Here is a 15,929-nt window from a genome sequence, read left to right as displayed (position 1 = left end):
CGGCGCGGCACGCGGGCGAACGCGACAGGACGAGAGACAATGGTGAGACGAACGAGCTTCGACGGCGATTCCTGCCCGATCGCACGGTCGTTGGAGGCGCTTGGCGACTGGTGGTCGCTGCTGATCATCCGCGAGGCACTGTTCGGCGTGCGGCGCTTCGGCGAATTCCAGAGCAAGCTCGGCATGGCCAAGAACATTCTGGCCGCGCGCCTGCGGTCACTGGTCGAGCACGGCATTCTGGCGACCGCCCCCGCTTCCGACGGCAGCGCCTACCAGGAATATGTGCTGACGCCGAAGGGCCGCGGCACCTTCCCGGTGCTGGTCGCGCTACGGCAATGGAGCGAGGAGTTCGACGACCACCCCGACGAGATCGCGACCATTCTGGTCGATCGCGCCAAAGGCCGCCCGGTGAAGAAACTCGAATTGCGCGCCGAGGACGGCCGCCTGCTCTCGCCGGCCGATACCACGCTGAAACCGCGGCCGGCGCCGCGGCGAAGGGCGGCGGGATAGCCGTCGCGCACGATCTCTCCTCAACGTCGTCCCGGCGACGCGACCCATAACCACCGGGAGCAGTTTGGCGAAGACAGGCAGCGATCCTCCGCCGGTGCGGATGGTGCGCACTCTCGATAGTTCACGTCCTATGCGTCCCAGCTTCGCCGAGACGACTTTAGAATCTCACGATAGCTTGCGCTTGGTCCGCAATCTCAGATGCTCGTCGGCCTCGAGCTGGGTCATGCCCAATAAATAATGCAACATGTGCAGCTTGTGGCGCTCGGCGAGCTTGCGCAGGGCGGCCGTCTGCTCCGCGATGAAGGCGACCGCCTCATCCGCCCCGCCTTCCCCCGGTTCCTCGTTGCGCGAGCCTCCCGGCGCGCCTGATCCGGCGCGCGCCCGTTTCCTTGCTGGCTTAGCCACCAGACCCCACCCCGAATCCATGCCCCGCAGAAACCTTACGCCGACATCGATCGCAACTCCAAGGTGGTATTTTGCAACTTTTTCGATATGAAACTTTTCCTACCGCGGCGGCCTTCAACACGCCCCGATTTGACAGGGACGGCCTCACCACCCATGTTCGGGTCGAAACGGCCGACCCGAATCCTTTGGTTTTCGGCCCAAGATTTTCCCGTAAGTTACTGGAACTACATGAATATCGTTATTGTGGAGTCGCCGGCGAAAGCCAAGACGATCAACAAATATCTGGGCTCGTCCTACGAGGTCCTGGCTTCGTTCGGCCATGTCCGCGACCTTCCCGCCAAGAACGGTTCCGTCGATCCTGACGCCAATTTCAAGATGATCTGGGAGGTCGACCCCAAGGCCGCCGGGCGGCTGAACGATATCGCGAGATCGCTGAAGGGCGCTGACCGCCTGATTCTCGCCACCGACCCCGATCGTGAGGGCGAGGCCATCTCCTGGCACGTGCTCGAAGTGCTGAAGGAAAAGCGCGCGCTGAAGGACCAGAAGATCGAGCGCGTGGTGTTCAACGCCATCACCAAGCAGGCTGTCACCGACGCGATGAAGCATCCGCGCCAGATCGACGGCGCCCTGGTCGACGCCTATATGGCGCGCCGCGCGCTCGACTATCTGGTCGGCTTCACCCTCTCCCCCGTGCTGTGGCGCAAGCTGCCGGGCGCGCGCTCGGCCGGCCGCGTGCAGTCGGTGGCGCTGCGCCTCGTTTGCGATCGCGAGCTCGAGATCGAGAAGTTCGTCGCGCGCGAATATTGGTCGCTGGTCGCGACCCTGCTGACCCCGCGCGGCGATGCCTTCGAGGCCCGTCTGGTCGGCGCCGACGGCAAGAAGATCCAGCGCCTCGACATCGGCACCGGCGCGGAAGCCGACGACTTCAAGAAGGCGCTGGAAGCGGCCGCCTACGCTGTGACCGCGGTCGATGCCAAGCCCGCGCGGCGCAATCCGCAGGCGCCCTTCACCACCTCGACGCTGCAGCAGGAAGCCAGCCGCAAATACGGCTTTGCGCCGGCGCACACGATGCGCATCGCCCAGCGGCTCTATGAAGGCATCGACATCGGCGGGGAGACCACCGGACTCATTACTTATATGCGTACCGACGGCGTGCAGATCGCACCTGAAGCGATCACCCAGGCGCGTAAGGTGATCGGCGAGGATTACGGCAACGCCTATGTGCCGGACGCTCCCCGCCAGTACCAGGCCAAGGCCAAGAACGCCCAGGAAGCGCACGAGGCGATCCGCCCGACGGATCTGTCGCGCCGGCCCGACAGCATGAGCCGCAAGCTCGATTCCGACCAGGCGAAACTCTACGAGCTGATCTGGAAGCGCACCATCGCAAGCCAGATGGAAGCGGCCGAGCTCGAGCGCACCACGGTCGACATCACCGCGAAGGCCGGCGGCCGTACGCTGGAGCTGCGCGCCACCGGTCAAGTCATCAAGTTCGACGGCTTCCTCGCGCTCTACCAGGAAGGGCGCGACGACGAGGAGGACGAGGATTCCCGCCGCCTGCCCGGCATGAGCGCCGGCGAAGCCCTGAAGCGGCAGTCGCTCGCCGTCACCCAACATTTCACCGAGCCGCCGCCGCGCTTCTCGGAGGCATCCCTCGTCAAGCGCATGGAAGAGCTCGGCATCGGCCGTCCCTCGACCTATGCCTCGATCCTCCAGGTTCTGAAGGACCGCGGCTACGTCAAGCTGGAGAAGAAGCGCCTGCACGGCGAGGACAAGGGCCGCGTCGTGATCGCGTTCCTCGAAAGCTTCTTCAGCCGCTATGTCGAATACGATTTCACCGCCGGCCTCGAAGAGCAGCTCGACCGCATCTCCAATAACGAGATCTCCTGGCAGGAGGTGCTGAAGGATTTCTGGCGCGACTTCATCGGCGCCGTCGACGAGATCAAGGACCTGCGCGTCGCGCAGGTGCTGGACGTGCTCGACGAGATGCTCGGCCCGCACATCTACCCGCCGCGCGCCGATGGCGGCGACGTCAGGCAATGCCCGAATTGCGGCACCGGCCGGCTCAACCTCAAGGCCGGCAAGTTCGGCGCCTTCGTCGGCTGCTCGAACTATCCGGAATGCCGCTACACCCGCCAGCTCGCCGCCGATGGGGAAGCTAGCGCCGACCGCTCGCTCGGCCAGGATCCCGACACCGGCTTCGATGTCTGGGTCAAGGCCGGCCGCTTCGGCCCCTACATCCAGCTCGGCGAGCAGAAGGATTATGCGGAAGGCGAGAAGCCGAAGCGCGCGGGCATTCCGAAGGGCACCTCGCCCAGCGATGTCGACCTCGAGCTTGCGCTGAAACTGCTGTCGCTGCCGCGCGAGATCGGCAAGCACCCAGAGACGGGGCAGCCGATCACCGCCGGCCTCGGCCGCTTCGGGCCGTTCGTGAAGCACGACAAGACCTATGCGAGTCTCGAAGCCGGCGACGAAGTATTCGACATCGGCCTCAACCGCGCGGTGACGCTGATCGCCGAGAAGGCGGCGAAGGGCCCGAGCCGCCGCTTCGGCGCCGATCCCGGCAAGACGATCGGCGACCATCCGACGCTCGGCACCGTCACCGTGAAGAGCGGCCGCTATGGCCCCTATGTCACCGCAGGCGGTGTCAACGCGACGATCCCGGCCGAGTTCGAAAAGGATGCCATCACGCTGCCGCAGGCGATCGCGCTGATCGACGAACGCGCGGCCAAGGGCGGCAGCAAGACCAAGGCGAAGAAGGCGGCAAAGCCTGCCAAGGCCAAGAAGACTACTGAGAAGGCTGCGGACGGCGAGGACGCCGCGCCGAAGCCGAAGAAACCGGCGGCGAAGAAAGCCCCGGCCAAATCGAAAACCGAATCCACCAGCAAGGCGCGCGCCGCCGTCTCGTCGACTGCCAAGACGTCGCCGACCAAGGCGGCCGCCACCAAGGCCCCGGCCAAGAAGAGTGCCGGCAAGAATTAGAGGTTAAGTGAAACGCAAGAATGACCATGGCTTTCCCGACAGGGCAGCCATCGTCGCCTTCATCAAGGCAAACCACGGAGAGGTCGGGACCCGCGAAATTGCGCGCGAGTTCGGCCTGAAGAACGCCGATCGCGCCGAGCTCAGGCGCATGCTGCGCGAGCTCGGCGACGACGGCATCATCAAGAAGAAGCGCCACAAGGTCTCCGAGCCCGACACGCTGCCGCCGACGCTGCTCGCCGATATCACCGGCCGCGACTCCGACGGCGAGTTGATCGCCTCCCCCGCCGAATGGGACGAGGTCGAAAGCGGCGAGCCGCCAAAAATCCTGATCGAGATGCCGCGCCGGCCCAAGCCTGGCACGGCCGCCGGTGTCGGCGACCGCGCATTGCTGCGCGTCGAGCGCTCGGACGAGGACGCAGGTCCCGCCTATCGCGGCCGCATCATCAAGGTCATCGACAAGGCCAAGAGCCGCATCCTCGGCGTCTTCCGCAGTCTTTCCGAAGGCGGCGGACGACTCGTTCCCGTCGACAAGAAGTTCGCCGACCGCGAGCTGAACATCGCGAAGACCGATACACAAGGCGCGCAAGACGGTGACCTCGTCAGCGTCGACATCGTCCGCTCGCGCGGCTTTGGCCTGGCCTCCGGTCGCGTCAAGGAGAGGCTCGGCTCGGTGAAGTCGGAGAAGGCGATCAGCCTGATCGCGATCTACGCCCACGACATCCCCTTGCAATTCTCGCCCGCGGCCGAGCGCGAGGCGGAGGCGGCGGAGCCTGCGAACCTGAAAGGGCGCGAGGATTGGCGCGACGTGCCGCTCGTCACCATCGATCCGCCGGATGCGAAGGATCACGACGACGCGGTCCACGCGCAGCCCGACGACGATCCCAACAACAAGGGTGGCTTCATCGTCAACGTGGCCATCGCAGACGTGAGCTTCTATGTCCGGCCGGGCACCGCGCTCGACCGCGACGCGCTCGATCGCGGCAACTCGGTCTATTTCCCCGACCGCGTCGTGCCGATGCTGCCCGAGCGCATCTCCAACAATCTCTGCTCGCTGGTGCCGGGTGAGCCGCGCGGCGCACTGGCGGTGCGCATGGTGATCGGACCCGACGGCCGCAAGCGCTCGCACAGCTTCCACCGCATCCTGATGCGCTCGGCGGCGAAGCTGCATTATGCGCAGGCACAGGCTGCGATCGACGGTCGGCCCGATGATACCACGGGCCCGCTGCTCGATCCGATCCTGAAGCCGCTCTACGCGGCTTACGCCTGCGTCAAGCGCGCGCGCGACGAGCGCGATCCGCTCAATCTCGACCTGCCCGAGCGCAAGATCCTCTTGAAGAGCGACGGAACGGTCGACCGCGTCGTCGTGCCGGAGCGTCTCGATGCGCACAAGCTGATCGAGGAGTTCATGATCCTCGCCAACGTCGCCGCGGCCGAGATGCTGGAGAAGAGATCGCTGCCGCTGATCTACCGGGTGCACGACGAGCCGACGCTGGAGAAGGTCCACGCCCTCAGCGAGTTCCTGGAGACACTGGACGTCCCCTTCACGAAATCAGGTGCGCTGCGCCCGACGCTGTTCAACCGCGTGCTGGCCCAGCTCGAAGGCCACGATTATTACCCGCTGGTGAGCGAGGTCGTGCTGCGCGCGCAGGCCCAGGCGGAATACTCTTCGGAAAACTACGGTCATTTCGGCCTAAACCTGCGCCGCTATGCGCACTTCACCTCGCCGATCCGCCGCTATGCCGATCTCGTCGTGCATCGCGCGCTGGTCCGCGCGCTCGGCCTCGGCGAAGGCGCCCTGCCCGACAGCGCGACGCCCGAATCTCTCGGTGAAGTCGCCGCCCATATCTCGCTCACCGAACGGCGCGCGATGAAGGCGGAGCGCGAGACCGTCGATCGCCTGATCGCGCACCATCTCGCCGACCGCATCGGCGCGAGTTTTCAGGGCCGCGTCTCCGGCGTCACCCGCGCCGGCCTGTTCGTCAAGCTCGCCGAGACCGGCGCCGACGGATTGATCCGGATCCGATCCCTCGGCACGGAATATTTCAACTATGACGAGAGCCGCCACGCGCTGGTCGGCACGCGCAGCGGCACCATGTATCAGCTCGGTGACGTCGTCGACGTTCGTCTGATCGAAGCGGCTCCCATCGCAGGAGCGCTGCGCTTCGAGCTGCTGTCATCGGCCGGTGAGACCGGCTCCCGCGAACGCAGGCCGTTCCGCCCGCAGCGCAAATCGTCGACGCCGCATCCGGGACGCAGTCCCGAGAAGAAGCGCAGGCCGGAGAAACAGAAGACATCCGGCAAGGGCAAGAAGGCCAAGGGGAAAAGCAAGAGCAAAAGCAAGGGACAGAAGGGCAAGGCATGGTGACGATGAGCACGGCGCCGAAGATCTGGACGCGCGAGACCGGCCTTGTCGAGAGGCGCGACGTGTGGGCTGCGATGAAGCATGGCTTTCGCGGCCGCTGCCCGCGCTGCGGCGAGGGAAAGCTGTTCCGCGCCTTTCTGAAGACGGCGGACAATTGCGCCAAATGTGACCTCGATTTCACCCCGCATCGCGCCGACGATCTGCCCGCCTATCTCGTGATCGTCATCGTCGGCCACATCGTGGTACCGGCCATCCTCTGGATCGAGACCAACTACACGACGCCGGTGTGGCTCAGTTTCGTGGCCTATCTGCCTTTTACCTTCCTCGCCTCGCTCGCGCTGTTGCAGCCCGTCAAGGGAGCTGTGGTCGGCTTGCAATGGGCTCTGCGCATGCACGGGTTTGACGAGAACCCTCCCGATGGTATTCCGCCTGTGTAAGCAAAACAAACAAGAGCGGTTTGGGTGAGGACATGACGGATATTTCGCCGGCAGAGGAGAAGGCTAAAGTTCACGAGGAGAAGGAAGCCGACCACCATCCCTATTTTCGTCCGAGGGATGCAGCGACACTGATCCTGGTCGATCGCAGCGGGCCTATTCCCAAAGTGCTGGTCGGCAAGCGCCACGACAAGGTGGTGTTCATGCCCGGAAAGTTCGTTTTCCCCGGCGGCCGTGTCGACAAGGCCGATTATCGCGTGCCCTGCGCCGCCCCCATCACCGCGGAGCTCGAAGCCAATCTCGCCAAGGGCAGCCCGAAGACTCCTCCCTCGCGCGCCAAATCGCTCGCCATTGCCGCGATTCGCGAAGCCTGCGAGGAGACCGGTCTCTGCCTCGGCCGCAAGGCTGAAGGCAAGGCGCCGAAGCTCGAGGGCCCCTGGAAGCCATTCGCGGATGCCGGCCTGCTGCCCGATCCCTCCGGCCTGTTCCTGATCGCCCGCGCCATCACTCCGCCCGGCCGCGTCAAGCGCTTCGACACCCGCTTCTTTACCGCGGATGCTTCCGCGATCACCCATCGCGTCGAGGGCGTGATCCATGCCGATGCCGAGCTGGTCGAGCTGGTCTGGGTCGAGCTCGGCTCAAAACCACTCGCAGACCTGCATCCGATGACACGCAACGTGCTCAACGAGCTCGACACCCGCCTTGCCACCGGCCCGCTCCGCCACGATGCACCGGTGCCGTTCTTCCATTTCTACGGCGGCAAGATGCAGAAGGATGTTTTGAGCTAGGCCGTCATTCACGGCGCGGCTCTTTCCTCTGGTCATTCCGGGGCGCGCGCAGCGCGAGCCCGGAATCCATTTCTCCATCGTCTCCACGGCTCGATGGATTCTGGGCTCGCCTCTACGCGGCGCCCCGGAATGATGCGAATTTACTGAGCCCACATCGAAAAACAAAAAATTCTTTCCGCCCTCCCCAATGGCGGAGTTGCCCGGCATGCCTATGTGTTCCCGAGCGTCACCAAGAACGGATAGCGGGCGATGGCACAACGGCAACTCAAGCTTGGCGCGTTCATGCGCCCGATCAGCATCCACACCGGCGCCTGGCGCTATCCCGGCGCCTGGCCTGACGCCAATTTCAATTTCGGCCACATCAAGACGCTGATCCGCAAGCTCGAGGCCGGCAAGTTCGACGCTTTCTTCATGGCCGATCACCTCGCCGTCTTGAACATGCCGATCAACGCGCTCAAGCGCAGCCACACCGTGACCTCGTTCGAGCCGTTCACGCTGCTGTCGGCGCTCTCGGCCGTCACCGAGCGCATCGGCCTGATCGCTACGGGATCGACCACGTTCGATGAGCCCTATCACGTCGCGCGCCGTTTCGCCTCGCTCGATCACATCAGCGGCGGGCGTGCGGGGTGGAATATCGTCACCACCTCGAATCCGGACGCGGCGCTCAATTTCGGCCGCGACGATCACATGGAGCACGCCGAACGCTACAAGCGCGCCCGCGAGTTCTACGACGTCGTCACCGGGCTCTGGGACTCCTTCGCCGACGATGCGTTCGTGCGCGACGTCGAGACCGGCCTGTTCTTCGATCCCGCGAAGATGCACACGCTCGACCACCAGGGCAAATATCTGAAAGTGCGCGGTCCCCTCAATATCGCCCGCCCCGTGCAGGGCTGGCCAGTGATCGTGCAGGCTGGCGCCTCCGAAGATGGCAGGCAGCTCGCGGCAGAGACGGCCGAGGCCGTGTTCACCGGCGGCGGCAGCCTCGCCGACGGGCAAAAGCTCTATGCCGACATCAAGGGCCGCATGGCGAAGGTCGACCGCGATCCCGAGCACCTGAAGATCCTTCCCGGCGCCTTCGTCGTGGTCGGCGACAGCGTTGATGAGGCGAAGGAGAAGCGCGCGCTGCTCGACAGCCGCGTGCATTACGACAGCGCCATCGCCTCGCTCTCCGTCATTCTCGGCACCGACGCTTCCGGCTTCGATCCGGACGGCCCGCTCCCCGATATTCCCGAGACCAACGCCAGCAAGAGCGGTCGCCAGCGCATGGTCGATCTCGCCGCGCGCGAAAAGCTCACCGTGCGCCAGCTTGCCCAGCGCGTCGGCGGCTATGGGGGCCTTTCGTTCGTGGGCACGGCCAAGACCATCGCGGATCAGATGGAGGAATGGCTTGTCGGGCGCGGCTCCGACGGCTTCAACATCATGTTCCCGTTCCTGCCCGCCGGTCTCGACGATTTCGTCGACAAAGTGGTGCCGGAGCTGCAGCGCCGCGGGATTTTCCGCAAAGAGTATGAAGGGGCCACTTTGAGGGAGAATCTGGGCCTGCCGCGGCCGAAAAACCGCTTCTTCGAGGCCTGATCGGGCCGATTTGGGTGGTTTCTGCCCCCTAAAACCTTGACATCAGGCGGTTTCTGGCTAGGTTGCCGGCCAACGCGGGCCGTTTGGCCGGCTCCAGATTTCCTTCATTCCTGAGGTTTTGAACATGGCCAAAGCGGTCACCATCAAGGTCAAGCTCGTGTCTTCGGCCGACACCGGCTTCTACTACGTCGCCAAGAAGAATTCGCGCACCATGACCGACAAGCTGGTCAAGAAGAAGTATGACCCGGTCGCGCGCAAGCACGTCGAATTCCGCGAAGCCAAGATCAAGTAAGTTCGGCGCAGCGTTGCAGAGCTTTGCGGGGCCCTTCAGGGCCCCGTTTTATTTTGGCTCTCGCCCTCGGCGCGCTGCAGCGCCTGAGCAAGCCACACAGCGATCCAGGGCCATGGGCCCGGCTCTGCAGCACACCACCGAGATGACCCTGCGCTGCGTCCGGGTCGCGAGAGCTGAGCTAATCTGAGCGTGCGGACTTGGGAAACGCCAAACACCGCGAGCTCCGGCAGTTGGCAGACCAGCCGCGAGAGCTGCCCCGCAGTTCACGCCAGTCTTGCTTCAAATCCCCTCCTCAGTCCATTCGAACATTCTGCTGAAGTCACCAGTGGCAGATCCTCCTACCCGCACGGAACTCCGGGGAACATAGGCCGTTTTCCCACCTGTTTCGAACCGGGAGACGTGAGCGTGAACCGCCGGCAAGTCCTTCGCGTATCGGCTGCGTTCTCAGTTGCCAACATGCTACTGCGTGCAGGGAAGGCTGAGACGGGGCCCGCCCAGCCATTCAGCCCATCCTACGTGCGCGAACTTGCCCGCGCGCTTGCCGCGAAATCATTCGCGCCTGCCGACGAGAAGCTGCCGGATGCACTGAAGAATCTCAACTACGACCAATACCGATCAATTCGCTTCGCGCCTGAGAAGGCGTTGTGGCGTGATGAGAAGCTACCGTTCGAAGTGCAATTTTTTCACCGCGGCTTTTTCTACAAGAACCGGGTCGACATTTTTCAGGTGGTGAATAGGAGCGTCATACCGATCCCGTATCGGCGCGACGACTTCTCGTTCGGAGAGGGTCTCGGACAATGGCCGGATGTCAACATCGGGTTCAGCGGATTCCGCATTCACGCGCCGATCAACAGGCCGGATTATTACGATGAAGTTTGTGTGTTCCTGGGCGCCAGTTACTTTCGAGCAGTCGCGAAAGGACTGACGTATGGCCTGTCGGCGCGCGGGCTAGCGATCGATACCGGCGAGAGCAAGGGCGAAGAATTCCCGGTGTTCAAGGCTTTCTGGCTGGAGAAGCCGACGCCAAATGCCTCGTCCATCGTGGTGCACGCGCTGCTGGACAGCAAGAGCGCGGCCGCAAGCTACCGATTCACGATCCGGCCAGGCCAAAGCACGGTTTTCGACGTCGAGATGGTTCTCTATCCCCGGGTAGACATCGAGCATGCCGGGCTCGCGCCTATGACCAGCATGTACTTCTTCGGGCCGAACGATCGCAAAGATTTTGACGATTTCCGCCCCGCGGTTCACGACTCGGATGGACTTGCGATCTTCAACGGCAGAGGTGAGCAACTCTGGCGTCCCCTCAACAATCCGCACGATCTGCAGGTCAGCAGCTTTGCCGATGTCAATCCGGGCGGCTTCGGACTGATGCAGCGGGAGAGGAACTTCTTCGCCTATCAGGATCTCGAATCCAACTTCGAAAAGCGCCCAAGTCTATGGTTCGAGCCGATCGGAGATTGGGGCGAAGGAGCGGTGAAATTATTCGAGATACCTACCAAGGAGGAGATTCACGATAACATCGCAGCGCTCTGGCAACCCAAGCACCCGCTGACCGCCAAAAGCGAACACATCTTCACCTATCGGCTGCACTGGGGTCCGGACGCCCCCAAACCGGAGGCGCTCGCACGGTTCACGCGAACGGCGATCGGAAGCCGGGGAGATGATAGCAAACTGTTCGTGCTGGAACTGATGGGGGAGCGACTCAAAGGCATCGATGCCAAGACCATCAAAGGTGTGGTGACCGCTGCACAAGCCGAAATCAGCAACATCGTCACGCAACCTAATCCCATGACAGGCGGATGGCGTCTGAGCTTCCAATGCTCGGTCAAGAAGCAAGCCGCCATCGAATTACGAGCTTTCTTGGCGCAAAACGAAGCGCCAGTCTCCGAAGTGTGGACCTATCGATGGACGCCCTGAGGCCGTCGCCGACGCCGTCGCCGGACGCACCTGGCAGCACATTCCTCCCGCCAGAAAGCCCGATGCCGATGCTGCCGTGCCGGCTGGATCGCGCGACTGAGGCTAACCCGTCGCCGGTACATTCGGGCACCGCCTTGACGCTCCGCCGCCTCTTTATTTTTGTCGGGACTGGGGTGCTGACGCTTGCAGGCGGCTACGGCATGTATGACGTGGTGAAGGTTGGCGGTGTAACCTTCCTCGAGGCGATGCTGCTCGGCTTTTTCCTCGTGCTGCTCGCATGGGTCGCCTTCTCCTTCATGTCCGCGTTCGCCGGATTCCTCGTGCTGCTCACGCGCACCCGGTCTTGTCTGCCGATCGATACGACGGGCCCCCTGCCTCGTGTAACCTCCCGCACAGCCATGCTGCTACCCACCTATAATGAGGACCCGCATCATCTCATGGCGCGACTGCGCGCCATGTATGAATCAGTTCAAGCTACCGGATATGGGGACCAGTTCGACTGGTTCTTACTGAGCGATACGAGCGACCCCGACATCTGGATTCGTGAAGAGATGACGTTCATTGGGCTGCGCCGCGCCTGCTGCGCCGCGCGGCTGTACTACCGGCATCGCTCCAACAATATCGCGCGGAAATCCGGCAACATCGCCGACTGGGTCATGAGGTTTGGGTCGGCCTATGATCACATGATCGTTCTCGACGCGGACAGCCTCATGGAGGGCGACACAATAGTTCGCCTTGTCCACGCGATGGAGTCCCATCCCGCTGCTGCGCTGATCCAGACGCAGCCGGTCATCGTCAACGCGCGCACAATTTTCAGTAGGCTGCAGCAATTCTCGGGGCGTGTTTACGGCCCCATCATTGCAGCCGGCAATGCCTGGTGGCACGGTGGCGACAGCAATTACTGGGGCCACAACGCCATCATCCGGGTGCAGGCGTTCGCTGCGGAGGCCGGCCTGCCGGAGCTGAGCGGTCGTAAGCCTTTCGGGGGTCACATCCTAAGCCATGATTTTGTCGAGGCCGCGTTGATGCGCCGCGCGGGCTGGAAAATCTATCTGGCACCGGCCCTTGGCGGCAGCTTCGAAGAAGTCCCGCCGTCACTGCTGGACTTTGCGGCAAGAGATCGCCGCTGGTGCCAGGGTAACCTTCAGCATCTGGCGGTGTTGCCCGCCCGCGGGCTACATTGGGTCTCGCGGTTGCATTTGCTTACGGGCATCGGCTCCTATGTCACCGCGCCGCTGTGGTTTCTATTCCTGGTACTCGGCCTGCTGATTGCACTGCAGGCGCATTTCATCCGACCGGAGTATTTTCCCAAAGGCTTCAGTTTGTTTCCGACCTGGCCGCAACAGGACCCGGTGCTTGCCGCCCGGGTCTTTGCAGCGACAATGGGACTTCTGATCCTGCCGAAGCTGCTCGCCTACCTGGTGCTGATCGGCAATCGAAAAGAGCGGATCGGATTCGCAAGGAGTCCTCGCGTACTGGCCGGAGTCGCTTGCGAGACGTTTCTTGCGGCTTTGATCGCTCCATGCATGATGATCCTCCAGACCAAGGCCGTGTTTGAAATTCTAGCTGGTCGGGACGCCGGCTGGCAGGTGCAGCGCCGGAGCGATGGCGAGCTGGCTCGCGGCGAAATCTATCGCAAGCTCGCCGGCCCTACGCTCTGCGGATTGGCGCTATCGCTCAGTGCCTACGCGGTCTCTCTGCCCCTGCTGCTTTGGATGTCGCCTGTCGTACTGGGTCTTCTGCTTTCAATCCCGTTGGGTCTCATGACGTCTGCACGACTGAAGACGCCTGGACTTTTTGCCACGCCGGAAACCAACAACCCGCCCGCTGTGGTGCTCCGTGCAAACGAACTCGCCGCATCTGAGCCCACCGCGATGGCCGGGGCACTACACCAGCTCAGCCAGGATCTGGAATTGTTAGGCGCGCATTTGGGATCACTATCGCTTGCCAGTCCGCGCAAATTCGGCCCCGTCGACGTGCCATTGGCGACGGCAACCATCAAGCTCGAGGAATGCCAAAGCTTTGAGGACGCAGCAGCATGGCTCGACAAACCGGAATTGCGCGCCGTTCTTGGCCATCCCACGCTGCTCCAGAGGGTCCTTGAGATGCCTCGCGCAGGTAAGAATGGAGCTGGTTGAAGAGCTCGACCTGGGCCGCTGAGCGCTGCTGCGCCGAGCCGGGATCCAGAAAGCCGCAGCTTTGGGCCCCGGCTCGGCAGCGCACCGTCGGAAGTGACGCTGCGCTGCGTCCGGGGCACGAGAGTGTTGACTGGCGCGTGCCTCCGCAATTGTCGCATTCGCTTTGCGCGCAGAAGCCGACGTGGCAGCAGAATGGCTCCACGTCGGCCTTGGGCCACAAGCGGCGATCGAACCAAGCGCCGCCCGTCGTCCGCTTCACCGTCGACAGCCGAGATCGCACGGCTTACCCCGCGGGCTGGTTTCGGCTAAACTCGCTCCTTTAGATGGAGCGGAGCCATGAACAACCCTCCGATCACAAGGCGTTTGGCCGCGATCATGGCAGCAGATGTTGCGGGCTACAGCCGCCTGATGTCGGCGGATGAAGAGGCGACCTTGCAAACTTTGGACGGGTATCGTCGCACGATATCCGATCTAATCGCCGAACACGCAGGCAGGGTTTTTGGGACCGCAGGCGACAGCGTGATTGCGGAGTTCAGTAGTGCAGTCCAGGCGGTGCGCGCCGCCGTGGCCATCCAGCGCTCTCTTGATCGCCACAACGCCGATCTTCCTCAGGACCGCAGGATGGAGTTTCGGATTGGCATCAATGTTGGCGACGTCATGGCGGATGGCGATGATGTACTGGGCGATGGAGTGAATGTCGCTGCGCGACTCGAAGGGGTGGCTGAACCAGGCGGAATTTGCATTTCAGGTACGGTGCGAGATCAGATCGAAGGCAAGCTGAACTTTGCACTCACTCCGCTCGGACAGCGCTCACTGAAGAATATCAGTCGTCCAGTCTCGGTTTACTCGGTGGATTGGCAACCTGAGCATCCGGTAAGTACCGGCATCCTGGGTGGTTCGCTCGCACTCCCAGATAAGCCTTCCATCGCGGTACTTCCGTTCTCGAACATGAGTGGAGATCCCGAGCAGGAATATTTCGCAGATGGCATCACAGAGGACATAATTACCGCTCTGTCCCATAACCGCTGGTTTTTCGTCATCGCCCGAAATTCGACGTTCGTGTACAAGGGGCGCGCAGTTGACGTGAAACAGGTCGCTCGCGAACTTGGCGTTCGATATGTCCTCGAGGGCAGTGTACGACGGGCTGGGCAGCGCGTGCGGATCACGGGACAGCTGATCGAAGCACAAACAGGAAATCACCTCTGGGCGGAGCGCTTCGACCGCGATTTGGCCGACATATTCGCCATTCAGGACGAGATCACGCAGAGCGTAGTCGGTGCCATCGAGCCTGAGATGCTGCTGATCGAAGGGAGACGAGCGTTTCGAAAAAGCGTCAGGAATCTCGATGCCTTCGACTGCTGTATGCGTGCGATGTGGCACTTCTCGCAGCTCGCACCTGAAGAGCACGAAGAGGCGATAACTCTTATAAGACAGGCGTTAGCGCTTGATCCGAACCTCGCTCAGGCTCACATGACGCTTGCCCGTACACTGAATGCCCGCATTTGGTATGGCTGGAGCAGCGATCTCACGAAAGATGTGTCGGACATCTATACTGCGGCCGCGCGCGCAGTCGCGCTCGACGACCGCGATCCCTACTGCCACTACGCCCTGTGTTGGGCCAGCTTATTGAGGCAGATGCACTCCCAAGCGCTTGCCGAGGCGCAACGTTCAATCGACCTTAATCCAAATTTCGCATTAGGGTTTTTCTCCCTTGGTTTGGTTCGGGTCCATATCGGGCATTTCACTGAAGCTCTGGATTCGTTATTGCGCAGCTTACGCCTGAATCCGAACGATCCACAGGCCGGAAGCTTCCTTAGCTTCGTTGCGCTGGCCCATTACCATCAGGAGAACTACGAGGAGGCAGTGCATTACGGCGAACTAGCGATCCAGCTACGACGTCCTTATCTCGCTCTCAGAGCCCTTCTTGCGAGCCTGGGGCAACTTGGACGCATAGAAGAAGCACAGCCTTTGCTGCAGGAGTTTATATCCCGACAACCGAAGGACCCGCGGCGGCAATTCGAAATAACAACTCCATACCTCGACTTGAGATATCGCGAACACCTCGCGGACGGACTAAGCCGTGCCGGCGTAACGAACTTACGATAATAGACCGTGGTACGGGCACGGACATCCGTTTGGGTGGTCTGCCACTTGCTTCCGCCCTAGCTTCATCAGCTGACCAGATCAACGCGCCGCCGATGCGCCAGGCCATGGTGTAGGAGCCGAGCGGGTCGCAAGCGACCGGGGTTCTGTGGCGGTGCAATACGGCGCAAGGGCCATGTGTGACGGCTCCGGGTTGGCAAGAAGAAGCTGCACTTTGCAGCGGTGGTCGGAGCAGCCATGTGTTCGGCCGCCCTGTGAGGAACGTTGGATGGCGCGTCAGCATTGAGAGGCGTCGGCATTCCAGCCGGCTCTCAAGGAGGAGATTCGTCCATGAGGAAGATTCTTCTGTCAACGGCGATCAGCGCCGCATTGTTAGCTGTCGGTACATTCGCAAACGCACAAGGAACTTCGACGGGTGGGTCGAGC

At 62.6% G+C, this 15,929-nt stretch carries 11 protein-coding genes; 10 read left to right on the top strand and 1 reads right to left on the bottom strand.

The window, feature by feature from the left end:
* Window positions 1–39: 39 nt before the first annotated feature.
* Window positions 40–510, top strand: coding sequence for a helix-turn-helix domain-containing protein (locus IVA78_RS08135; protein WP_247277013.1), 471 nt, complete (start codon window positions 40–42; stop codon window positions 508–510).
* A 165-nt stretch (window positions 511–675) separates the two neighbouring features.
* Here IVA78_RS08135 and IVA78_RS08130 read toward each other — a convergent pair whose 3' ends face one another.
* Window positions 676–915 carry a hypothetical protein gene (locus IVA78_RS08130; protein ID WP_247277012.1) on the bottom strand — a complete coding sequence of 80 codons (240 nt, stop codon included), beginning with the start codon at window positions 913–915 and terminating at the stop codon, window positions 676–678.
* Window positions 916–1,143: 228 nt separating this feature from the next.
* On the opposite strand from IVA78_RS08130, the gene topA reads away from it, so the two are divergent.
* The 9 genes from topA (at window position 1,144) to IVA78_RS08085 (ending at window position 15,506) form a co-directional block, all read left to right on the top strand.
* On the top strand, window positions 1,144–3,894 hold the full coding sequence (topA, locus tag IVA78_RS08125) for a type I DNA topoisomerase (RefSeq protein WP_247277011.1): 2,751 nt from the start codon (window positions 1,144–1,146) through the stop codon (window positions 3,892–3,894).
* A 7-nt stretch (window positions 3,895–3,901) separates the two neighbouring features.
* The gene (gene rnr, locus IVA78_RS08120; protein WP_247277010.1) at window positions 3,902–6,259 is read left to right on the top strand and encodes a ribonuclease R; all 2,358 of its coding nucleotides are present in this window, start codon (window positions 3,902–3,904) and stop codon (window positions 6,257–6,259) included.
* Entirely contained in the window at window positions 6,253–6,693 is a 441-nt protein-coding gene (locus IVA78_RS08115; RefSeq protein WP_247277009.1) for a DUF983 domain-containing protein, read from the top strand. The genes rnr and IVA78_RS08115 overlap by 7 nt, the downstream gene beginning before the upstream one ends.
* A gap of 32 nt (window positions 6,694–6,725) precedes the next feature.
* A complete protein-coding gene (locus tag IVA78_RS08110; protein WP_247277008.1) occupies window positions 6,726–7,478 on the top strand; it encodes an NUDIX hydrolase in 753 nt (250 codons plus the stop codon).
* A gap of 249 nt (window positions 7,479–7,727) precedes the next feature.
* Window positions 7,728–9,053: an LLM class flavin-dependent oxidoreductase gene (locus IVA78_RS08105; RefSeq protein WP_247277007.1), complete on the top strand. Its 1,326-nt coding sequence runs from the start codon at window positions 7,728–7,730 to the stop codon at window positions 9,051–9,053.
* Window positions 9,054–9,177: 124 nt separating this feature from the next.
* Complete coding sequence (gene rpmG / locus IVA78_RS08100; RefSeq protein WP_007603295.1) at window positions 9,178–9,345, top strand: 50S ribosomal protein L33; 168 nt, start codon at window positions 9,178–9,180, stop codon at window positions 9,343–9,345.
* Between the two features lie 456 nt (window positions 9,346–9,801).
* Entirely contained in the window at window positions 9,802–11,262 is a 1,461-nt protein-coding gene (locus tag IVA78_RS08095; RefSeq protein ID WP_247277181.1) for a glucan biosynthesis protein G, read from the top strand.
* Complete coding sequence (gene mdoH, locus IVA78_RS08090) at window positions 11,145–13,400, top strand: glucans biosynthesis glucosyltransferase MdoH (protein ID WP_346015465.1); 2,256 nt, start codon at window positions 11,145–11,147, stop codon at window positions 13,398–13,400. The genes IVA78_RS08095 and mdoH overlap by 118 nt, the downstream gene beginning before the upstream one ends.
* Window positions 13,401–13,736: 336 nt before the next feature.
* Window positions 13,737–15,506 carry an adenylate/guanylate cyclase domain-containing protein gene (locus IVA78_RS08085; RefSeq protein WP_247277005.1) on the top strand — a complete coding sequence of 590 codons (1,770 nt, stop codon included), beginning with the start codon at window positions 13,737–13,739 and terminating at the stop codon, window positions 15,504–15,506.
* Window positions 15,507–15,929: the final 423 nt, after the last annotated feature.

This window comes from Bradyrhizobium sp. 137 (assembly GCF_023074095.1).
Classification (GTDB): Bacteria; Pseudomonadota; Alphaproteobacteria; order Rhizobiales; family Xanthobacteraceae; genus Bradyrhizobium.
This window is presented reverse-complemented; position numbering and strand designations above follow the sequence as displayed.

What these genes read in the sequence shown, in the direction of transcription:
- IVA78_RS08095 (WP_247277181.1), top strand. Translation starts at nt 9,802, where the DNA reads ATGCTACTGCGTGCAGGGAAGGCTGAGACGGGGCCCGCCCAGCCATTC.
- topA (WP_247277011.1), top strand. Translation starts at nt 1,144, where the DNA reads ATGAATATCGTTATTGTGGAGTCGCCGGCGAAAGCCAAGACGATCAAC.
- IVA78_RS08110 (WP_247277008.1), top strand. Translation starts at nt 6,726, where the DNA reads ATGACGGATATTTCGCCGGCAGAGGAGAAGGCTAAAGTTCACGAGGAG.
- rpmG (WP_007603295.1), top strand. Translation starts at nt 9,178, where the DNA reads ATGGCCAAAGCGGTCACCATCAAGGTCAAGCTCGTGTCTTCGGCCGAC.
- IVA78_RS08115 (WP_247277009.1), top strand. Translation starts at nt 6,253, where the DNA reads ATGGTGACGATGAGCACGGCGCCGAAGATCTGGACGCGCGAGACCGGC.
- IVA78_RS08085 (WP_247277005.1), top strand. Translation starts at nt 13,737, where the DNA reads ATGAACAACCCTCCGATCACAAGGCGTTTGGCCGCGATCATGGCAGCA.
- IVA78_RS08135 (WP_247277013.1), top strand. Translation starts at nt 40, where the DNA reads ATGGTGAGACGAACGAGCTTCGACGGCGATTCCTGCCCGATCGCACGG.
- IVA78_RS08105 (WP_247277007.1), top strand. Translation starts at nt 7,728, where the DNA reads ATGGCACAACGGCAACTCAAGCTTGGCGCGTTCATGCGCCCGATCAGC.
- mdoH (WP_346015465.1), top strand. Translation starts at nt 11,145, where the DNA reads ATGGCGTCTGAGCTTCCAATGCTCGGTCAAGAAGCAAGCCGCCATCGA.